The sequence below is a fragment of the Parabacteroides sp. TM07-1AC genome (genome assembly GCF_003480915.1).
In the GTDB taxonomy this organism is placed as follows: Bacteria; Bacteroidota; Bacteroidia; order Bacteroidales; family Tannerellaceae; genus Parabacteroides; species Parabacteroides chongii.
Window position 1 is genome coordinate 83,515 of record NZ_QUKD01000002.1, and the last position, 21,164, is coordinate 104,678.

The 21,164-nt window shown below is 45.7% G+C and carries 17 protein-coding genes; 8 read left to right on the forward strand and 9 right to left on the reverse strand.

The genetic code is table 11. The annotated features are described in order from the left end of the window. Positions 1–19: 19 nt before the first annotated feature. The 6 genes from DXD68_RS05100 to DXD68_RS05125 all read left to right on the forward strand — a co-directional run bounded on the left by DXD68_RS05100 (position 20) and on the right by DXD68_RS05125 (position 4,718). Positions 20–781, forward strand: a complete 762-nt coding sequence (locus DXD68_RS05100) for a DUF1295 domain-containing protein (RefSeq protein WP_199715418.1) — start codon at positions 20–22, stop codon at positions 779–781. A 42-nt stretch (positions 782–823) separates the two neighbouring features. After that, complete coding sequence (locus DXD68_RS05105) at positions 824–2,050, forward strand: NADH:flavin oxidoreductase (protein WP_122360597.1); 1,227 nt, start codon at positions 824–826, stop codon at positions 2,048–2,050. 2 nt (positions 2,051–2,052) lie between these two features. Then, the gene (locus tag DXD68_RS05110; protein ID WP_122360598.1) at positions 2,053–2,904 is read left to right on the forward strand and encodes an SDR family oxidoreductase; all 852 of its coding nucleotides are present in this window, start codon (positions 2,053–2,055) and stop codon (positions 2,902–2,904) included. A gap of 132 nt (positions 2,905–3,036) precedes the next feature. Continuing rightward, entirely contained in the window at positions 3,037–3,627 is a 591-nt protein-coding gene (locus DXD68_RS05115; RefSeq protein WP_122360599.1) for a 50S ribosomal protein L25/general stress protein Ctc, read from the forward strand. 89 nt (positions 3,628–3,716) lie between these two features. Further along, complete coding sequence (pth, locus tag DXD68_RS05120; protein ID WP_122360600.1) at positions 3,717–4,280, forward strand: aminoacyl-tRNA hydrolase; 564 nt, start codon at positions 3,717–3,719, stop codon at positions 4,278–4,280. 6 nt (positions 4,281–4,286) lie between these two features. Beyond that, positions 4,287–4,718: an RNA-binding S4 domain-containing protein gene (locus DXD68_RS05125; protein ID WP_122360601.1), complete on the forward strand. Its 432-nt coding sequence runs from the start codon at positions 4,287–4,289 to the stop codon at positions 4,716–4,718. 426 nt (positions 4,719–5,144) lie between these two features. Here DXD68_RS05125 and DXD68_RS05130 read toward each other — a convergent pair whose 3' ends face one another. From DXD68_RS05130 to DXD68_RS05140, 3 genes are all read right to left on the reverse strand, one after another. Then, positions 5,145–5,615 (reverse strand): toxin-antitoxin system YwqK family antitoxin, encoded by a 471-nt coding sequence (locus DXD68_RS05130; RefSeq protein ID WP_122361065.1) that lies wholly within the window; start codon positions 5,613–5,615, stop codon positions 5,145–5,147. Between the two features lie 114 nt (positions 5,616–5,729). Further along, complete coding sequence (locus tag DXD68_RS05135) at positions 5,730–7,082, reverse strand: hypothetical protein (RefSeq protein WP_122360602.1); 1,353 nt, start codon at positions 7,080–7,082, stop codon at positions 5,730–5,732. Positions 7,083–7,117: 35 nt separating this feature from the next. Continuing rightward, positions 7,118–9,913 (reverse strand): TonB-dependent receptor, encoded by a 2,796-nt coding sequence (locus DXD68_RS05140; protein WP_122360603.1) that lies wholly within the window; start codon positions 9,911–9,913, stop codon positions 7,118–7,120. A gap of 164 nt (positions 9,914–10,077) precedes the next feature. On the opposite strand from DXD68_RS05140, the gene DXD68_RS05145 reads away from it, so the two are divergent. After that, positions 10,078–11,343, forward strand: coding sequence for a DUF3843 family protein (locus tag DXD68_RS05145; protein ID WP_122361066.1), 1,266 nt, complete (start codon positions 10,078–10,080; stop codon positions 11,341–11,343). Positions 11,344–11,546: 203 nt separating this feature from the next. Here the strand turns inward: DXD68_RS05145 and DXD68_RS05150 are convergent, their stop codons facing one another. After that, positions 11,547–12,572, reverse strand: coding sequence for a Gfo/Idh/MocA family protein (locus tag DXD68_RS05150; RefSeq protein WP_122360604.1), 1,026 nt, complete (start codon positions 12,570–12,572; stop codon positions 11,547–11,549). A 29-nt stretch (positions 12,573–12,601) separates the two neighbouring features. Then, positions 12,602–13,327, reverse strand: coding sequence for a 2-phosphosulfolactate phosphatase (locus DXD68_RS05155; RefSeq protein WP_122361067.1), 726 nt, complete (start codon positions 13,325–13,327; stop codon positions 12,602–12,604). A 237-nt stretch (positions 13,328–13,564) separates the two neighbouring features. On the opposite strand from DXD68_RS05155, the gene DXD68_RS05160 reads away from it, so the two are divergent. Further along, complete coding sequence (locus DXD68_RS05160; protein ID WP_122360605.1) at positions 13,565–14,155, forward strand: DUF4251 domain-containing protein; 591 nt, start codon at positions 13,565–13,567, stop codon at positions 14,153–14,155. A gap of 55 nt (positions 14,156–14,210) precedes the next feature. Here the strand turns inward: DXD68_RS05160 and DXD68_RS05165 are convergent, their stop codons facing one another. From DXD68_RS05165 to DXD68_RS05180, 4 genes are all read right to left on the reverse strand, one after another. Beyond that, positions 14,211–16,205, reverse strand: a complete 1,995-nt coding sequence (locus DXD68_RS05165) for a glucosamine-6-phosphate deaminase (protein WP_122360606.1) — start codon at positions 16,203–16,205, stop codon at positions 14,211–14,213. A 204-nt stretch (positions 16,206–16,409) separates the two neighbouring features. Then, a complete protein-coding gene (nagA, locus tag DXD68_RS05170) occupies positions 16,410–17,576 on the reverse strand; it encodes an N-acetylglucosamine-6-phosphate deacetylase (protein WP_122360607.1) in 1,167 nt (388 codons plus the stop codon). 2 nt (positions 17,577–17,578) lie between these two features. After that, on the reverse strand, positions 17,579–18,745 hold the full coding sequence (gene nagA / locus DXD68_RS05175; protein WP_122360608.1) for an N-acetylglucosamine-6-phosphate deacetylase: 1,167 nt from the start codon (positions 18,743–18,745) through the stop codon (positions 17,579–17,581). 155 nt (positions 18,746–18,900) lie between these two features. Next, a complete protein-coding gene (locus DXD68_RS05180) occupies positions 18,901–20,847 on the reverse strand; it encodes an ABC-F family ATP-binding cassette domain-containing protein (RefSeq protein ID WP_122360609.1) in 1,947 nt (648 codons plus the stop codon). Between the last annotated feature and the right edge of the window lie 317 nt (positions 20,848–21,164).

Genomic DNA, 21,164 nt, shown 5'->3' on the forward strand with positions numbered 1-21,164 from the left:
TCTTATTACTCGATTTAAAATGACCCTTGATGAGTTTAATATATTGCTGATTATAATGGCGGTCATTGCCGCCATTGTTTTTGTTACCCTTTACTTCGTAGAAGCCGGATACGGCATGTTATTCGACAAAAAATGGGGTATCCCTATTCCAAACAAAATAGCCTGGATCTGTATGGAAGCACCAGTCTTTGGGGTGATGCTCTTCCTCTGGAGCCAGTCCGAACGGCAACTTGAAACCGTTCCCCTACTCTTCTTCCTCTTCTTCGAACTGCATTACCTGCAACGGGCATTTATATTCCCCTTACTGATCAAAGGTAAGAGCAAAATGCCTGTGGGCATTATGACAATGGGGATTGTCTTCAACCTGCTGAACGGTTACATACAAGGCATGTGGATATTTTACCTCGCCCCCGAAAATATGTATTCGAGCCAATGGCTGACCACTCCGCAATTCATTATCGGAACACTGATGTTCTTCAGCGGCATGTGGATCAACTGGCGGTCTGACTATATCGTCCGCCATCTCCGCAAGCCGGGCGACACCAATCATTATCTTCCCAAAGGAGGTATGTTCAACTACGTAACCTCCGCCAACTATTTTGGCGAACTGGTGGAATGGTGTGGTTTTGCCATCCTAACCTGGAGCGCCAGCGGAGCATTGTTCGCTTGGTGGACATTTGCCAACCTGGTTCCGCGTGCCAATACGATCTGGCACAAGTACAAAGCCATGTTCGGCAAAGAAGTCGGGAACCGGAAACGAATTATCCCATTTATTTACTGATGTGATTATACAAAATACGACAACAAATAACTGGTTATTAATATGAATAAAGAATCTATGCTATTCACCCCGGCATCTATCGGCCCGCTCACGCTCAGAAATCGTACGATCAGAGCGGCCGCTTTCGAAAGTATGTGCCCGGGGAACGCTCCGTCGGAAATGTTATATAACTACCATACCTCTGTGGCTGCCGGCGGAATCGGCATGACTACTTTAGCCTATGCCGCCGTAACGCAAAGCGGACTTTCATTCGAACGTCAGTTGTGGTTACGCCCTGAAATTATACCCGGTCTGAAGAAGATCACAGATGCCATCCATAAAGAGGGTGCTGCCGCTTCCATACAGATCGGACATTGCGGGAATATGTCCCACAAAAATATCTGCGGATGCACTCCTATTTCCGCCTCTACGGGATTCAACATCTATTCTCCGACTTTCGTTCGTGGGATGAAACAATCAGAGATAGCAGCCATAGCAAAAGCCTTCGGCCAGGCAGTTCACCTCGCCCGCGAAGCAGGAATGGATGCCGTCGAAGTACATGCCGGACACGGTTATCTGATCAGCCAGTTCCTCTCTCCTTATACCAACCGCCGGAAAGACGAATATGGCGGAAGCCTGGAAAACCGGATGCGTTTCATGAAGATGTGTATGGAAGAGGTAATGAAAGCTGCCGGTTCGGATATGGCAGTCCTGGTAAAGATGAATATGCGCGACGGCTTTAAAGGCGGCATGGAACTCGACGAGACGTTGGAAGTCGCCCGTACCCTGCAAAACCAATGCGGCGTACATGCCCTGATACTGAGCGGGGGATTTGTAAGCCGTGCTCCTATGTACGTCATGCGGGGAGCCATGCCTATCCGTACAATGACCCATTACATGCCAAACGGCTGGTTGCCCATTGGCGTTCGGATGGCAGGTCACCTGATGATACCTACCGAACCGTTCAAGGAAGCCTATTTCCTGGAAGATGCACTGAAGTTCCGGGCAGCCCTGAAAATGCCCCTTGTATATGTCGGCGGCCTTATCTCCCGTGAAAAGATAGAGGAAGTGCTCGGCCACGGATTCGAGTTTGTCAGCATGGCACGTGCACTGCTCAACGACCCGGCTTTCGTCAACCATATGAAAGAAGACGAACAGGCCCGTTGCGACTGCGGTCACAGCAACTATTGCATTGCCCGTATGTATTCACTGGAAATGGCTTGCCATAAACATATACAGAATCTACCTAAAAGTATTGTCAAAGAAATAGAAAAACTGGAGTATAAATAATAATGGAAAAAGGAATAGCCATTATAACCGGTGCCGACGGGGGCATGGGACAAGAGATCACCCTGGCACTGGCCAAAGACGGTTTTCAGATCATCATGGCATGTAAAGAACCGGAGAAAGCATATCAGGTCTGCGAACGTATAAAACAAGAAAGCGGGAATAAGCAAATAGAGGTCCGCGGGATAGACCTCTCCTCTTTATCATCCGTCCATGCTTTCGCACAAAAGATACTGGCGGAAGGACGCCCGGTCAGCCGGTTAATGAACAATGCCGGAGTTCTGACCACCCATATCCGTCCTACAGTAGACGGATTGGAAACGATTGTCAGCGTTAATTACGTCGGTCCGTATCTGCTCACCCGGTTACTGCTTCCCCTGATGCATAAGGGAACCCGTATCGTTAATACAGTATCCTGCACGTATGCCATCGGTAAAATAGAATCCGACTTCTTCACCAAAGGGAAGAACGGACGCTTCAACCGGATATCGGTGTACGGAAATACCAAACTCGCCTTATTGCTCTTTACACGCGAACTAGCAGAAAGGGTAAAAGAAAAAGGAATTACCGTCAACGCCTCCGACCCAGGTATCGTCAGTACGAATATGATCACGATGAATGCCTGGTTCGACCCGCTGACAGATATCCTGTTCCGTCCTTTCATCAAAACACCGCTGCAAGGAGCGGCAACAGCCATACACCTTGCTCTGTCGGAAGATGTGAACGATAAAAGTGGTGCATGCTACGCCAACAGCAAAGAGAAAAAGCTGTCGGAACGTATCCGAAACCATCCGGCACAAGTCAAGCTCTGGGACGATACGGAGACATTGCTTCGTTCCCGTAATCTACTGGATTAAAAAAATATACACGGGACAGTTGGAACGTATTAATAAAAAACATACCTTTGCACCGCTTTTAACCCCCGTACGTGTGATGGGAAAATTAGGAAGCATAAATACTAATTTTGAGTAACACAAAAAATTAAAGAAATGAAGACATTCCAATTAGAAGGAAAAGGAAGAGAAGTAGCTGCTACTTCTTCTGATCAGAAAAGAGCTTTGAAAGCTATGCGTAAAAATCAGGAAATCCCTGCTGTATTATACGGTGGCGAAAAAGTAACTCACTTTACAGTAACTGTCGACAGTGTACGTAAACTGGTTTATACTCCGGAAATCTTCGCTGTTGAACTGAACATCGACGGAAAAAAGACTATGGCTATCGTTAAAGATATCCAGTTCCAGGCAGTAACCGATGCTATCATACACATGGACTTCATGGAAGTTTCAGAAAACAAACCGGTAACAATGGAAGTTCCTGTTGTTCTGACTGGTCACGCCGAAGGTGTTAAGGCCGGTGGTAAGCTGACATTACGTATGAGAAAGCTGAAAGTAAAAGCTGTTTACACTCAGATCCCTGAAAAACTGACTATCAACGTTGATCACCTGGGCTTAGGTAAGTCTATGCAGGTGGGTGCTTTACACTTCGAAGGTCTGGAACTGACCAATGCAAAGAACGCTGTTGTTTGCGCCGTTCAGTTGACTCGTGCCGCTCGTGGTGCTCAAGCTACTGCTGGTAAGTAATCTGAAAAAGAGAATACCAAATAACGTGAGGGAGGAATGTTCAGGAGAATGTTCTTCCCTTTCTTATATTATATAATAATGCAAAAATCATGAAATATCTGATAACCGGACTTGGTAATATAGGTTCTGAATACTGGGGTACGCGGCATAATATCGGTTTCCGTGTCGTGAATGCTTTGGCTGAAGAAGCCGGAGTGCCTTTCACGGAAGAGCGTTACGGAGCAGTTGCCCGGATGCGGGTAAAGAACTGCGAGCTGATCCTGCTCAAACCGAATACATTTATGAACCTGAGCGGAAATGCTGTCCGCTACTGGTTACAAAAAGAGAACATTCCTGTAGAGAATCTGTTGGTCGTAGTAGACGACCTGGCTCTCCCCTTCGGTACTTTACGCCTGAAACCGAAGGGCAGCGACGCTGGTCACAACGGACTGAAAAACATCCAGCAGCTCCTGGGCACACAGGAATACAGCCGCCTGCGGTTCGGTATAGGCAGCGACTTTCCCCGCGGCGGACAAATAGATTACGTTTTAGGCAAGTTTCCGCCTGAAGAACTGGAACTGATGCCGGAAAAATTGAAACGGGCCATCGAGATCGTCAAGAGCTTCTGCCTGGCGGGAGTACAGATCACGATGAACCAGTTTAATAACAAGTAAAAAGTTATGAACGAAGTAAGAATAGACAAATGGATGTGGGCAACCCGCATCTTTAAAACTCGGACAATCGCAGCGGAAGCCTGCAAGAAAAGCCGGGTCATGATAAACAATGTCACCGTAAAACCGTCCCGCATGATCAAAGTCGGCGAAGTGATTCAGGTGCGCAAGCCGCCTGTAACCTTCTCTTTCAAAGTACTGGCACTGACGGAACGCCGGATGGGAGCCAAACTGGTTCCGGACTACCTGGAAAATGTCACGACACCAGACCAATATGAAATACTGGAAATGAACAAAATCTCCGGCTTCGTAGACCGCGCCCGTGGCCTGGGCCGCCCGACAAAGAAAGACCGTCGCGAACTGGAACAGTTCACTGATCCGGGAGTAATGGACGACGGCTTCGACTTTGATTTCGATTTTGATTCGAATGATGAAGAATGAAAATAAAGGACAAAATTCAACTATCATGAACTATCATAAAACGACCTGTCTGAGGTAATGCAGCGCAAAAAAGGGGATTAAAAAAGATCAGATGCCTACTGTTTTCCGATAATACCCTACATCTTTTGCTCAAATATGGCTGTTATTTTCACGAAAACTACTTATCCTTCTCCTTGAGATCCCCTTTTCAGGCCTTTTTACACCCGGGTTTGAACGATGCTAAGACCCGGGTCCCAATACCCTTTACACCCGGGTCTCAAAAAAGAGAAGTCCCTACTTTGCTGAAAATAAGTCATATACCCAATCGGTTTTGCTGGGCTATTTTATGATAGTATGATGGTTGAAAATGGAACTATCACACGAACTATCATAGTCCGTAACCGTTGTATTTCAATTCCCAGAAAGTCAAAAATGATAGTATGACAGTTATTGCTTCTCTTCTGTCAACAAGTTTCCCTCATCATTCCAGGTACGCCAGATACCGCTTTTCTTGCCTTTGGTGTAGAACATTTCAAAGCGCAAAACACCCTTTTCATTCCAGATACGCCAAGGACCGTCTTTCTGACCATCTTTATAACTGGCCAGCCCCACTAACTGCCCGTTTTCGTTATAAGTACGCCATTCCCCGTGGAAGACACCATGGTAATAAGAACGTACTTCGGCAATCTTTCCGTCCGGATAATAAATGACGTATGTGCCTTCGGGACGGCCATCTTTCAAAAACAGCTCCATCTTCAACATACCGTCATCGTAGAATTCGGTGTAACGTCCGGTGTATGGGGTGGTTTGTGTGGCATCCGTATAATATTGTCCTTCGCTGAGGACGAGATCCTGTGCATGAATAGCCAGAGCAGAACCGGCAACCAGTGTAGAGGTCAGTAATAATTTCTTTATCATTTGCATGTATTTATTATTGTTACCATCCTAATACATAGGAAGGGTACCGGAAACTGTTACATATTCCGGCCCCTCCTCCATTATTTTAAAATTACGATAAGCAACAGAAGTAAATTAATAAGCTGTGTTTTGCGGATCCCAGTTTGCCCAACCTTTCGTCCAGTCGTTTGTCCCGTCGAAAGCCCCCTTGTAAGTGACCTTATCGAAGAAGCTGTCGGATAAAACTGAATCGGAGAAATCTGCACCACCGATCTTATCCACTACAACGGAAGAGTAATCGGCATTTTTCGCTATCAGATCGTTGCTGGAAGCATACACCTGATTGTTCAGGCCTGTTGTTTCGAAATAACTCTTGCTTGCATCATCCTTGAAGTTTTCCCACATACCGGCAAAGATCACGTTCTTCACCGTAGCACCAGCATTTGCACCCTGAAGATACAAACCATAAGGCCAGCCGGTGAATACAGAGTTATATACATTCAGGGCAGAGTTACGACGGATATGCATAGCAGCCTGGAACTGGCCCCCCTTCGCACCGTTGGCAGCATCTTCCGTTGTATAAAGAATTTCGCTTTCCGCCTTTCCGGCCGACTCGCCATAGAACGGGCCGATCAACGTTACATTCGAGAAGATCGGGTTGGTCAGCGGCTCATTACCTGAACCATTCGCATCGTTATCCGACTCAAAGCCGTTAGACTTGGAAGTATCGGCCACCTTCGGGTCACGTACGCCCAACAGGAACTGCAACTTACCGCTATAACCATAATCCGTATCGAACTCATCATCCCAACCTTTGTAAGCAATCAGGTGCTTTGCATTCACCGTACCACCGAACCATTCGAAAGAGTCGTCACCACAGAAAGCTACCTGGATATATTCAAGTGTCGTACCACGACCCACACCGCCACAAGTCAGACCGTTGATTTCCTTGTTCGGTTCCAGCGGATAGCCGGCAAACTCGATACGTACATACTTCACAATACCAGAATTATCTTCGGGATTGTCACCACCATAGACTGTACGTGGGCCACCTTCAATCTGCGGCTCGTTGGCATTCACAGGAGCGTTACCACAGAGGATCAAACCACCCCAATCGCCATAATCACGCGAACCGGCAGCCTGGTCGGAAGTAAAGACGATAGGCTTTTCTGCCGTACCTTCGGCAATGATCTTACCACCCGGTTCAACGATCAATGAACCCTTCGTTGCTTTCTCTCCTTTGATCACCGTACCCGGTTCGATAGTCAGGGTTACTCCTTTCGTTACATAAACAAAGCCTCTCAACAGATTGTTATCTGTTGCTTTCAAAGTCATATCCGAAGTAATTTCGTTTTCCAGTACAACGTCCTTGCTTTCTTCCGGAGTTTCACCTCCTTGTACAGGATCATCGTCGCTACAAGCTACGTTTCCAAACATCGTGGCCATACACAACATGGCAGCCACACCTTTCAATAAAAACTTGTTCATAATAAAACTAATTTAGTTTGTATAAGTGATTTCAATTAAAACTTAACGGATACTCCCACGTTGACCGTCACTCCCGGGCGATAGCTGCGGACCAACTGCTCCACTTCGCGTTTCGCTCCGGCTGCATCTGTCAGCTCCAGGAATTGTTTATACTCGATCTTCGAGTTCAACAGGTCTTTGACACCGGCTTTCAGTTCCACATAGTTACCCAGCTTCTTCGAGAAACTCAGGTCCAGCGAGTTGCGGGGCATCTCATAGATATCGGGGATATCGTCGTTCGGGTTCTGCGCCGGTACACCCACCGTTTCGATACGCTTGCCGATCCGGTTGTAGAGAACCGAGGCCGACAACCCTTTCGTGTCATTCTGATAGAAAAGCCCTGTGTTGATCAGGTAAGGCGACTGTCCCTGCATAGCCCGGTCGCGTTCGAAAGAACCTTCAGGGAAATAGACCTTACTATGGATATAAGCACCGTTGAACACGAAGCTCAGGTCTTTCAGCCCGATAAAGTCCAGGTGCTTCTTAATATCCACTTCCACTCCGAACGCTTTGGCATGATCGGCATTGTGATAGGTATACTGCAAACCCGAACCCGCCTCACGGTAGGTCTGTTCGATCGGATCGGCAAAATATTTATAGAAACCGCCTATCGTCACCGTCTCGCCCGGGGAAGGATACAGCTCGTAACGCAGATCCACACTATTGGTATAAGCATTCTTCAAATCTACATTTCCGGTGATATTGGCATCGAGAGCAAAGTCGTAATACACATAGGGAACAACCTCGCGAAACTCGGGACGGTTCACCGAACGGCCATACGCCACCCTCACCTGCTGCTTGTCCGTCAGGCTGTAAGCCACATTCAGGGAAGGGAAGAACTCGGTCGAATTCTGGTCGAGGTGCACCGGTTTAATGCCATCCGACTCGTAACCGTCCAGCTTCAACTGGTAGTACTCCATACGGACACCGACATTTGCATTCAATTTCTCCCCGTAATTCAACTTCGCAGACACATAAGCCGATCCCAACAGATTATCGGAGGTATAAGAGTCGCTTTTGTTAGTACTCTCTTTCATATAAATACGGTCGGCAGAGATATTCTCGTCCGAGAAGATCGAACTGTAATCCCATTCGGCAAAGCGGTTGTAACCGTTACCCAACAGGTTGTAGACAAAACGACGGGCATCGAAATTACGTTTCTTATATTCACCGTATACACCGGCATTCAAGGTCGGTTTGAACAGATCGGACACGGTAAAGATATGCTCATAGTTGGTTGCCAGGGAAAAGCTGTTATCCTTCAGATCCTGATAGTAACGGGTGGGGTCGGATACGTAATACTTCAGTTCACCGTCCTGTTTGCGTTCCATCGACTTCACCACTTTGCGGTCGGGTTCATTGTAGGCAGCATAGGCATAACCGGCCGTCCAGTCCACCTTATCGACGTCGTCATTCCAGCGGTGCTCACCGGCCAGCTGACCGGCATAGGTAGTACGTCCGGTGTAGAGCGATTCCCATTTGCGGATATTTTCTTCCGAATAATAGTCCGTACCCTGGCGTTGCGTCAGGGAAGACGAACCGCGCTGGTTAAAGAAGTTACGGAACTCATATTTCGTGTTCCCTTTCAGGAAAGACCAATTGAACAAAGCGCCCAGCTTAGTCGTATTCTTATATTGCACGTCGTCGTATTTATAACGGTAAGACGACTGGTCGTTCGTCATATCATACGACAGGTAGTTATTGTTCTTCAGTTCGTAATAATCGTATCCCGTACTATAATTTACGTTGGTGATATTTCCGATCTTCCAATCGCCGATATTGAACAGGCGGTTCATGGTAAAGGTCAGCTTCTGTTCCGGCAGTGCGGTGAAATGGCTGATGTCCCAGCCCGTATTCACCCGGCGGGTAAAGGCGGCGGCATCCAAAGTGCTTACATCGTTCAGGTGGGCAGGCGTACCGGAAGGCAGCGCACGTTTACCGGCACCGAAACCCAGATAGTCGATCGCATGTCCTTTCGTCAACTGGAAATCACGGAAAGTAGCATTCGTATTAAAGCCCAGTTGGTAAGAGACATTGAAGGTATTCCCCTCAGGGACATTCTTCGTCATCAATCGTACGAAACCACCTGAGAAATCGGCAGGCAGTTCAGCCGACGGACTTTTATAGACCATCATATTATCGATCAGCGAAGAAGGCAATACATCGAAGGAAAAGGCACGGCTATCCGTCTCACTCGACGGGGTGGTGGCATTGTTCAGCCAGACATTATTATAACGCTGTGCCAGACCGCGGACTACGATGAAACGGTCGTCCACGATCGTGATACCGGGAATACGGCGAAGTACCTCGGCAGCATCGCTATCCTGCGTCTTACTGATCTGCTGGGCGGATATTCCGCTTACGACGGGAAGGCTTTTGCGGACTGTATTCAATACCGCCGTCTCCGTCCCCAGTTTCCGCTGGGCAACTACCACGACATTTTGTAGTTGGAGGTCGGCATCCGACAGTTCGATGCGTACGACTGCTTCCTGATGGGCTACTACCGCCACATCTTTTATATTTTGCGTTTTATAAGATACGTAAGATGCAACCAGCGTATACTTACCCGGCTGTACCTTTTCAATACGGAAATTCCCGTCTATATCTGTAATAGCTCCGATAGTCGTTCCTTCAATGGATACGGTTGCCCCGATCAATGGTTCTTTAAATTTAGCATCCGTTACAGTCCCGCAGATAACGCCTGTCTGTGCCTGGGCCGTCAGCGCAAGAAAACTTCCGAACAGCAGGAGGACCAGCATCAACAGCCCTCTCTTTTCACGCTTATTTCTCATTCTTTTACTTGTTGTTACATTTATTTGCCGCAAAAGTAGAGGCGAAATATTTCAGTTAAATTTAGAAGGGATGACAATACGGTAACGAGTGTTACGATTTGTTGACAAATAAATTTACTACATTTGCATCTTTATTAATCAAAAGCGTAAATGACGATTATAAGATGAAGAACACAAAGATTTTCCCAAAAGACTGGTTGCAACTGCATCCATATAAACAATCCGGACCAACCGACCTTTATTATACCCGTATCGCCAATCAGATACACGATATAATGTTACATACCGATCTGGCAAACTCGTTCGACAAAGAAGATGTTATCCAGATCAGTATGCGTATGGCGGCTTATTTCGAGGATGTAATCTCCGGCCTCAACATATGGCATTCTTTCATCACGGAATATAAGAAACAGACAGGCAACTATCTCCCTTTCTATACCGTCAGTGACCATTATTACGATGACGAAGCTAACCTCGAAGATGTCCGTTTCCTACTCTGGCACTACACCCAGCAGTATCACGGAGCCAAGAAAGGAACTTTCGTCAACCCGGATAACCCGACGAACGAAGAGACAGGCCGCTTGATCTACCAGCTATTCTGCCAGGAGTGGACTACCGCCCCGGAAAACAGTAAGATGCAGGCTTTATTCGCCTCGGAAACGTCCTATGAGACAGCGGAAGAATATGAAATATTATTGCACTGGTTCCATTACGATTCGTATTTATTCACGGACACGAAATATAACCTGAGCGAAACGATCAAGGAGTTCTGGCGTCAGAACCCGGGCAATAAGGAGAATACGGAGGCAATCATGACGATCCATAATTCTCTGGCCCATATTGATCGTACGGCACTCCTGGCTTATACTTCACCCAAATGGCTGTCACTCATCCTGCCGGAAACGCATCCTGCTCACGCTTTCTTCGCTGAACAGGCAGAGCAAGCAGAAAACTTCATCGACCCGGCCATCAAGGAAAGGGAAGAAAGCAACAAGGCTGCCTACGACAAATTCACCGCAGTTGCCGACGGTAAGTTGTTATTCTACATGAAGAGCAAGCAGGAGTTCATCGATTTCGCCTCTCAGCAGTTGAAACTGGAAGATAGCGAATATACTCCGTTGGCAAACTGTATCGAATTCGACAAATTTGCCATATATGCATCTCCGAAAGAGGGTTTGCAATTAGTTGTGGATGGTATCGAATACATCAAAGACGAACAGAATCCTTTCTACAATGAGAAAAAGGCATCCGAACAGGCACTTGCTTTCTTCATCGTCAAACATTGTAGCATGGACTTGCTGAAAGCCCTAGAAGAACGTGGTATGCTGGCAGATGCACAGACGAAGAGCCTGTACAGCCCGGAACGCGGAAAAGAGATTATTCATGGGAACTGGGAGTTCCTGGCGAAGTATTTTATAAGAGAGGTGTAAGAATAATTATTAGCAAGATATGAGCTATCTATCCAGTTTGTATTAAGGAACGCAGATGACGCAGACGAGCGCAGATAAACGCAGATAATATATTGTTTTAAAGAAAATAAAAAGTCTGCGAGCATCTGCGTATTCTGTGTCATCTGCGTCCCCTAATACGATCTGAATAGGTTCAAAATTGACAAATAGTGAATCCCCCTCCACTACTTGTCAGCCGGATAAACAATCCCCAACTGCCTCCGTATCTCGTCGATAATCTCCAGGGTAATCAATGAATTGTCATGGCTATTAATAGACGACTCGCGTTCTCCGGCCTGTATAAGATTCAAAAACTCTGCCACTTCATAATAATATTCATTTTTATCTGTCACCGCACTTATATCTACCGGTTCAGAAACAGCTGTCTTTCCTGCACCCGCCGGGATGCGGGGGGTATAAGTAACCTTTCCTATTATATTTATACGATCCAGATTGATATTTCCCTCCTCACCCTGTATCTCCGTAGGCAGATAGGAATTAGCAATCTTTGAATAAAGGATAGTCGCATTCATCTCATCATACAGGAAATTCACCGCCCCTTGTCCGTCTGCTCCGGAGGAAAGTACAATACCCGTTGCTTCCACTTTCTTCGGTCGTCCGAACAGGACCACCATCGGGTAAAGCGTATAGATACCTATATCCATCATCGCCCCGTTCGACAATTCCGGCTTAAAGGCATTCAATACAATCCCTTCCTTATACTTATCATAACGCGAGGAATACTGGCAATAGCAAGAGAAATAACGGCGTATCGTTCCCAAACGGCTCAGATTATCACGGACGGCACGGAAGTTCGGGGTCAATGTCGGCTTCATCGCCTCCATCAACGTTACGTTATATGTATGGGAAGCCTCGATCATCTTTTTCGCTTCCAGCGCATTCGAGGCAAAAGGTTTTTCACACAAGACATGCTTGCCGTATTTCATGCAAAGGATACTCTGTACCGCATGCAAGAAATTAGGAGATGCAATATAAACAGCATCGATCAGCGGACTTTGTGCCATTTCCTCCAAAGAGGTAAAAGTATAAGGAATCTGATGTTTGGCAGCAAATTCATCCGCCCGCTCCTGTGTTCGTGAATAAACGGCCGCCAACTCAAAACGTTCATCCTGCCGTGCCCCGGCAATCACCCAGTCTGTTATAAAATTCGTTCCGACTACACCGAAACGTATCTTGTTATTCGTTGTCATTGTTCTTATCTTTCAATCGTTTATCAATATCAGTATTCTTTGGTTCTCAAAACTAAAACACCTCCTTCTATCGTCAACTCCGGCACTACCGCCGCACTGTTCAAAGTCAGGCAATACGGAACCGAATCTGCCAAATGATTTGCTTTCAAACGAGCCATATGATCCGTCGGATCGATATAAGCCAGTAAGTTATCCCGGTTATTCGTCCACATATCGCGGGCAATGATCGCCGCATCGGTAGCCGGTTCATATTCACCGGTAGCGACAAGGGCATCGACCAAAGCACCTCCGAACAAAGTATCTTCTATATTCACCTTATCCTGCCAGCCGGAACACAATACGACAACATCCCGCCCATGCTTCCGGCAAAAGTCCGCCACTGCCTGCAAATTGATAAATGCTCCGGTGATAACACGATAAGCCGATTTAGCGATCGTTATCGCTTTGGTTCCGTTGGTCGTCGTAAAGATTACATCCTTTCCGACCACTTTCTCCGGCGTATAGTCGAACGGTGAATTTCCGAAGTCGGCAAAATCACATCGTTTCACATTGCGTTCGGCTCCGACCAACCAGCCTTTTCTCTTATATTCCATCGCTTCCTCCACGGAGGCAACCGGGCGGATACTACTTATTCCATTCTGAAAAGCCGCTGCCATCGTCGTCGTTGCACGGAATACATCCACCACGACAACGATCGCCTCCGGGTTATGATATACCGGATACAGCGCCGGCGAAAAACAAACATCAATATTCATAATCATTTCGTTTTTATCATCCTATATCATTCACAAAAGTACTGGATAATTCGCTGAATACCTAATTCGAATACTCTGCAACTACCTATAATATAAAAGATTCTATAATAAAAATGAGGATTAACCAAATTACCCTGATAAAATGTTATAGTATCTACAATCGTCTATTTATTAGAAACCTTTTCATCATCCGCTTGTTTTTTTACTACATTTTGAAAACGTTTTAAACTAAATCGTATGAAAAGAATTGTATCTTTTATCGTCGTTTTCACTCTTGTTATAGGGGGAATGACACATGTACAGGCTCAGAGTAAAGCCGCAGAAAAAGCAGAGAAAAAGTTAGAAAGAGAAGCTAAAAGAGAAGCCAGAGAAGCTAAGGATGCTATCATGGATGAGCAGGAGTTCAACACAGCCATGCAAGCTATCAGCGACCAGTCTTTTGTTTTGGAAGCCAACTCCGTACAACCTATGAACGGAATGGTTTACTATGTGAACTCAAACACCAACTTCGTCTCTTTAAACAATGGCCAGGCAATGGTACAGATCGCATCCAACTCTCCGTATCCAGGTCCTAACGGCTTAGGTGGCGTAACAGTTCAGGGTAGCGCATCAAACATTCAGACCAAGCAGGATAAAGACGGGAATGTCTATCTGTCTATGAGTGTTCAGGGTATCTTCATCTCTGCCACAGTAAATCTGACACTGATGAACGGCAGCAACAGAGCAACCGTAACGGTAGACCCGAACTTCTCAGGAAGAGACTTGACAATGACAGGCACATTGCTCCCATATTCTCAATCAAACATTTTCCAGGGAACAACCTATTAATTGAAAAAGAAGGTATCCTTTTCAGGATACCTTCTCTATTTTTAGAATACTATTCTTATTTATCAAATGGGATCATATACTGAACGAATGCTTCGATCGCTTCATAAGAAGCCAAACCAAGTTCCTTGTACAGCTCGGCTGTAGCACGGTTACGGTCTTCGGCACGTTGCCAGAACAAACGTTCGTCGTCACCCAGGAACGGTGCGCTTTCTGCCTGTGACTGGTGTTTCAGGATCGCATTACGTTTGAAGCGTAATTCTTCCGGACTGATAGGAACTGCCATTTCGATGTGGTCCATTTCCCATTCTGCCCATGCTCCGCGATACATCCAAACGCGGCAATGTTTCAGCCATTCTTCGTCTTTCAATTCGTCGATAGCAGCCAATACGGCATCCAGGCAAACCTTATGTGTTCCGTGCGGGTCAGCCAAGTCACCGGCTACAAACATCTGATCCGGCTGGATATCTTGCAGCAATTTCTTAACGATAGCTACATCGGCATCTCCCAGATCGTTCTTCTTCACAAGACCTGTTTCGTAGAACGGCAGATCCAGGAAGTGAACATTTTCATCTTTCACACCCGAATAACGGCAACCATGACGAGCTTCTTCACGACGGATAGTCCCCTTCATAAACAGAACGTCTCTCTTTTCCGGCTCCCCGTTTTCCACTTTCTCGAAACGCAGGTATTTGATGATCTCTTCCGCCTTATCCTTAACGGCTGTATCATTCGGAGAATATTTGTCACAAACATCACGCAGGTATTCGCAGTAACGGATTACTTCGTCATCACCGACAGCGATGTTACCGGAAGTTTCATAAGCCACATGCACGTCATGATGCTGGTCGCACAAACGACGCAATGTTCCACCCATAGAAATCACGTCATCATCCGGATGCGGGCTGAAAACAATCACTTTCTTTGGATACGGAGTAGCACGTTCCGGACGGTTGGAATCATCGGCATTCGGTTTACCACCCGGCCAGCCGGTAATGGTGTGCTGAATATCGTTGAAAATCTTGATATTTACATTATAAGCAGAACCGTACAGAGCCAAGAGTTCGCCCAGGCCATGTTCGCAATAATCCTTGTTTGTCAGTTTCAAGATCGGTTTACCCGTCAACTGGCACAACCATACGATAGCACGGCGGATCAGCTTGTTATCCCAATCGCAGTTGGTAACCAACCAAGGATGACTGATTCTTGTCAGTTCATAAGCAGCAGACAAGTCGATAACCACTTTTGCATTCATATGATTCTGAAGGTAAGTAGAAGGAACTGTTTCGCTCACTTTGCCTTCAACCGTATTGGCTATGATACGCGCTTTATCTTCACCCCAAGCCATCAGAATTACATTCTTGGCTTTCATGATGGTTGATATACCCATCGTGATCACACTTGCCGGAACATTTTCAATTGATTTGAATGTACGGGCAGCTTCTTTACGGGCATCGTTATCCAGTAATACAAGACGGGTACCTACATTTACAGAAGAACCCGGACCGTTAAAGCCGATATTACTTGCATGACCTACACCCAACAGGATATAATCGATGCCACCAAAACTCTGGATATGTTGTTCATATTGTCTGCAGAATTCGAATATATCATCCTTCGGCATAGAACCGTCAGGAGAATAGATGTTCTTCGGATCGATATCCACATGATCCAGCAACGACTCTTTCAGATAAGCGAGATTGCTGTTTGTTGAAGCACTTAGCGGATAAAATTCATATACATTAAATACAATCACATTACGGAAGCTCAGTTGCTCTTCCTTGTGCATACGGATCAATTCTTTAAAAACACTCTGAGGAGAACGGCCTCCGGACAAAGCAAGAACAAAAGGCTCTCCGGCTTCCTGTTTCTTACGTATTTGTGATGCCAGTTCCTTTGCTATCGCGAAGGAGCCTTCATTTGCCGATTCGTAGATGTTTGTCGGAATCTTTTCCAAACGGGTTAAAACAGATTGCTCATAAGCGTTTTCCGGACGATAATACCGGGTCGGTATGCGCGTCAGGGTAATTTGAGAACTAAGGTTCGTCTTCATGTTTAATTACGATTTAGTACAACTTTTTTACTTGAATTACAAATATAACAATTCTTCGTCAAATAAAGATTAAAGAACCCTATCAAAAATATCTATTTACCTATAGGTAGGTATAAAAAAAGAAAAACTTTAGTTCCTTCCGAGAGAAATTTCCATTTCATTCGGAAGAAACTAAAGTTTCATTCGGAAGAAAAAAAACTCCTATTATGCCAGCGTATTCGTTCCTTCCACCAAATGTCCCATCGACCAAACAGAGCGGACATTCAACTTACGGTCCAGAATAACAATATCGGCATCTTTACCACGCTGCAAAGAACCCTTACGATCGTCTACACCCATCAGGCGGGCAGGGGTTTCGGAAGCCATACGGACTGCGTCAGCCAAAGGTACTCCGGCTTTCTGCGCCATCGTACGAACCAGAACATCCATCGTGGCAATACTTCCCACCAATGAAGAATGGTCGGCCAACTTACAAACGCCGTCTTCGATGATAATACGGGGATCATCTACCGGCTTTCCTTCGTTAGCAGCATAAGCCAATGCATCGGTAGACAAACAAGTACGTTCCACACCTTTCAACTTATAAACCAGACGCAAGATCGTTGAAGGCAAGTGACGACCATCGGCTATCACTTCTACCGTCATATCATCTTCCAGGAATACACTTTCTACCGTTCCTTCATATTTATATTCACGACGCTTGTGGAAACCGGGCATCGCATTATAGAAATGGGCCGCATGAGTGAAACCTGCTTCATAAGCCGCTTTAATATCGTCAAATTCAGCTTCCGTATGAGATACGGCTGCCAAAAGACCTTTTGAACGGACATAACGGGCAAAATCCAATGCCCCCGGCAATTCAGGACTCGCATCCCAACGTTTAATACAAGTCGTACTTTCCAGTAATGATTTATATTCATCCGGATCCGGATTTTTCAACGCATCCGTCAATAAGCTACCCGCCATCTTCGGATTCAGGTACGGTCCTTCCAGTTGCAATCCCATAACAGGACTATTTTTTTTAGCCATTACGCTTTCGCATAAGGCTACAGCTTTCTGAATTTCTGTCATTGGGAGCGGAGACAACGTCGGAAAAATAGAAGTTGCACCATATTTCATGTGGGAGTTCACTGCCCCGTTGAAAGCTTCTTCTGTACATTCTTTAAAATCATATCCACCGCCACCATGTACGTTCATAGCAACGAAACCCGGAATAATATACATACCTTTGGCATCCACCACAGTAGCCCCTATCACAGCCAGGTCGCTATTTGTTACTTCCAGTATTTTACCATCACTGATCAGGACTGAACCGTCTTTTAACCAGCCTTGCGGTGTCAGTATCTGTCCGTTTATTATTTGTGTCAGCATAATCAAAACAGTTTATTCGTTCCTTCAACCAATTTACCCATTGCCCAAACGGCACGTACATTCAAGTCTTTGTCCAATACCATCAGGTCGGCATCCTTACCACGTTGCAAAGAACCTTTCCGATCATAAACCCCCATGATACGGGCAGGCGTTTCAGAAGCCATACGGACAGCATCCTCCAAAGGAATTTCAGCTTTCTGCACTACAGTACGGATCAAACGGTCCATAGTAGCTACACTACCGGCCAATGCCGAACGGTCAGCCAGTTTACAAACTCCGTCTTCAATAATTACACGCGGATCGAAAGCCACCTGGCTGTCACTTGCCGCACAAGCCAGTGCATCCGTGATCAGACAAGTACGTTCCACACCTTTTACTTTATATACCAGTCGGAGGATCGTCGGAGGAACATGAATACCGTCGGCCACCACTTCCACTGTCATATCGTCGATCAGATAGATACTTTCTACTGTACCTTCATATTTATACTCCCGACGTTTATGAAAACCGGGCATTGCGTTATAGAAGTGTGTAGCATGCGTATAGCCGGCTTCGTAAGCAGTCTGGATATCTTCATACTCAGCCTGTGTATGACCGACAGCAGCCAGTACGCCTTTAGAAGTGATATATTTACCGAACTGCATGGCTCCCGGCAATTCCGGTGCAGCATCCCAGCGCTTGATACAATTCGTTTCTTCCAAAAGAGGGATGTATTCCTCCGGATCCGGATTCTTGATATTTTCCGGAAGCTGACCGCCCGCCATCTTCATATTGAAGTAATGCCCTTCTAGATGCAGCCCCAGAACAGGACTGTCTTTTTCAGCCATCAGCTTTTCGGTTGTAGCTGCCGCTTCACGGATCATCGGGATTGTTGAAGAAGATAATGTGGGGAATATACTGGTAGTCCCGTGTTGCATGTGAGTTGCTACAGCAGCACGGAATGCCTCTTCCGTTCCTTCCATAAAGTCACGTCCACCACCACCGTGAACATGGATTTCCACTCCACCGGGAACGATATACATTCCCTTGGCGTCAATCAGGTTTGCACCAACTATGGCCAGGTCACAGTTAGTCACTTCCAGAATCTTGTTATCGCTAATCAGAACAGAGCCATCTTTCATCCAGCCCTGTGGTGTCAGGATACGACCGTTAATAATTTGAGTCAGCATAATATTTTGTCTATATAAATTAGGCGTTTGTTATTTATCGATCGGCTCTAACTCATGGTATAATAAGCCAAAGTTTGCCACTGACAAAAGTAAATACTTTTTATTTAATGCTATCCCTCTTTAATCAATATATTTCAAAAAAAAGCGCCACCGGATTACCGGGACGCTTTCTCATTCAATTCTTCCAACTCTATGGTCAACTCTGTCCATGTATCCATCGTGTCGGACAACTCTTTTTTCAATGAAGAATAATCATTATATAAAGAGGTATCGGATGCACCTTCCGGAGTAGCCAGCCTGGCTTCGATAGCAGCAATGGAGTTTTCCAGTTCAGTTATTTTATTTTCGGCTTCAGCGACAGCCTTTTCTACCTTCTTGATCGCTTTACTCTGCTCCTTACGGGCTTCATACGATAACTTGTTCTGCGTAGGCTGGGCTTCCGTATCCGCTGTAGAAGAAGCAACCTGTGCTGTGCGTTCCAGTTCACGCAAGCTATCCATCTTCTTTCTTTCCAGGAACTCGTAGATGCCGCCCAGATGTTCTACGACACGCTGGTTTCCGAATTCATAAACCTTATCTACCAGGCCATCCAGAAATTCACGGTCATGGGAAACGACGATCACAGTCCCGTCGAACTCACGCAGTGCATCCTTCAACACATCTTTCGAACGCATATCCAAATGGTTGGTCGGCTCATCGAGAATCAGGAGATTGACAGGTTCCAGCAAAAGACGGATCATAGCCAAACGACTCCGCTCTCCACCGGACAATACCTTCACTTTCTTATCAGATGCTTCACCACCGAACATGAAAGCCCCGAGTATATCGCGAATCTTCGTACGTATATCTCCTTCTGCCACATAGTCAATCGTATCGAATACCGTCAGGTTATCGTCCAGCAACTGTGCCTGGTTCTGTGCAAAGTAACCGATCTTCACATTATGTCCCAACTGCAACTTACCCTCATAGTCGATCTGATCCATGATACATTTCACAAGCGTAGATTTACCTTCTCCGTTCTTACCGACGAAAGCAACCTTGTCCCCTCTGTTTATAGTCAATGTCACATCTTTAAATATCAGATGATCACCGTAGCGTTTTGCCACATTCTCCATGATTACCGGATAAGAACCTGACCGGGGAGCAGGCGGGAACTTCAGGCTTAACATCGCCGTATCGACCTCATCGACTTCGATACGTTCTACCTTTTCCAACTGCTTGATACGCGACTGTACCTGAACGGATTTTGTAGCCTTGTAGCGAAACCGTTCAATAAAGGCTTCCGTATCTGCCAGTTTCTTCTGCTGGTTCTCAAAAGCACGAAGCTGTTGTTCGCGGCGTTCCTTACGGAGCTCCACGTATTCTGAATATTTGACTTTATAATCGTAGATGCTTCCCAGTTCGATCTCGATCGTCCGGAAAGTTGTGTTATCGATAAAGGCACGGTCGTGTGAAACCAGGATCACCGCATTGGCACGGGTAGCTATAAAATTCTCCAACCATTGGATAGATTCAATATCCAGGTGGTTGGTCGGCTCATCGAGCAACAAGACATCCGGCCGACGAAGCAATAACTTCGCCAACTCGATACGCATACGCCATCCACCGCTAAATTCGGATGTCGGACGGTCGAAGTCAGTACGCTTAAATCCCAACCCGATCAATGTCCGCTCCAGTTCCGCATGATAGTTGCTTCCTCCCATCAGCTGAAAATGTTCGGAAAGATGCGTTACTTTGTCTATCAGTTTTTGATATGATTCAGTCTCATAATCGGTCCGTTCAGCCAGTTCCAGATTCAGCCGTTCGATCTCTTTTTCCATTTCCTGAATATGACCAAAAGCCTGTTCCGCTTCTTCGCGAACCGTACGGCTATCTGTCAACTGCATCTGCTGTGGCAAATAACCGATCGTTGTTTCTTTAGGAACACTCACCGTACCGGATGTCGGAGTCTGCAAACCTGCAAAAATCTTCAACATCGTAGATTTCCCCGCCCCGTTCTTTCCGACCAGCGCGATACGATCCTTCTTATTTACTACAAACGATACGTCATCAAAAAGCGTAAATCCGCCAAACTCAACTGTTAGTCCTTCAACCGAAATCATATTTATTTTGTATTACGGGCACAAAGATACAATTTCTATTTTGACAATATGTTAACCAATCAATGCTCTTTTCCTCAAATTGATTTGTTAAAATATATTACCCGGTATACTAATTCAAATTACTCGGTATATTAATCTCAAATACATGGCATGCTAGTGACATTTTGATAATCGGATGTTTTGAAATACTATTGTTTTTTCAAATCGACGAGAAATAAAAAGGAAGTCCAGTAATTGACTTAGTTCCTGCAGAACTATTTAATAATTACGTTGCAAATATAGCGCTTTTTTAATATATATGCTATAAATATTTAAAA

Coding starts and splice junctions, on each gene's coding strand:
- DXD68_RS05100 (WP_199715418.1), top strand. CDS start 20: ATGACCCTTGATGAGTTTAATATATTGCTGATTATAATGGCGGTCATT.
- DXD68_RS05105 (WP_122360597.1), top strand. CDS start 824: ATGAATAAAGAATCTATGCTATTCACCCCGGCATCTATCGGCCCGCTC.
- DXD68_RS05110 (WP_122360598.1), top strand. CDS start 2,053: ATGGAAAAAGGAATAGCCATTATAACCGGTGCCGACGGGGGCATGGGA.
- DXD68_RS05115 (WP_122360599.1), top strand. CDS start 3,037: ATGAAGACATTCCAATTAGAAGGAAAAGGAAGAGAAGTAGCTGCTACT.
- pth (WP_122360600.1), top strand. CDS start 3,717: ATGAAATATCTGATAACCGGACTTGGTAATATAGGTTCTGAATACTGG.
- DXD68_RS05125 (WP_122360601.1), top strand. CDS start 4,287: ATGAACGAAGTAAGAATAGACAAATGGATGTGGGCAACCCGCATCTTT.
- DXD68_RS05130 (WP_122361065.1), bottom strand. CDS start 5,615: ATGATAAAGAAATTATTACTGACCTCTACACTGGTTGCCGGTTCTGCT.
- DXD68_RS05135 (WP_122360602.1), bottom strand. CDS start 7,082: ATGAACAAGTTTTTATTGAAAGGTGTGGCTGCCATGTTGTGTATGGCC.
- DXD68_RS05140 (WP_122360603.1), bottom strand. CDS start 9,913: ATGAGAAATAAGCGTGAAAAGAGAGGGCTGTTGATGCTGGTCCTCCTG.
- DXD68_RS05145 (WP_122361066.1), top strand. CDS start 10,078: ATGAAGAACACAAAGATTTTCCCAAAAGACTGGTTGCAACTGCATCCA.
- DXD68_RS05150 (WP_122360604.1), bottom strand. CDS start 12,572: ATGACAACGAATAACAAGATACGTTTCGGTGTAGTCGGAACGAATTTT.
- DXD68_RS05155 (WP_122361067.1), bottom strand. CDS start 13,327: ATGAATATTGATGTTTGTTTTTCGCCGGCGCTGTATCCGGTATATCAT.
- DXD68_RS05160 (WP_122360605.1), top strand. CDS start 13,565: ATGAAAAGAATTGTATCTTTTATCGTCGTTTTCACTCTTGTTATAGGG.
- DXD68_RS05165 (WP_122360606.1), bottom strand. CDS start 16,205: ATGAAGACGAACCTTAGTTCTCAAATTACCCTGACGCGCATACCGACC.
- nagA (WP_122360607.1), bottom strand. CDS start 17,576: ATGCTGACACAAATAATAAACGGACAGATACTGACACCGCAAGGCTGG.
- nagA (WP_122360608.1), bottom strand. CDS start 18,745: ATGCTGACTCAAATTATTAACGGTCGTATCCTGACACCACAGGGCTGG.
- DXD68_RS05180 (WP_122360609.1), bottom strand. CDS start 20,847: ATGATTTCGGTTGAAGGACTAACAGTTGAGTTTGGCGGATTTACGCTT.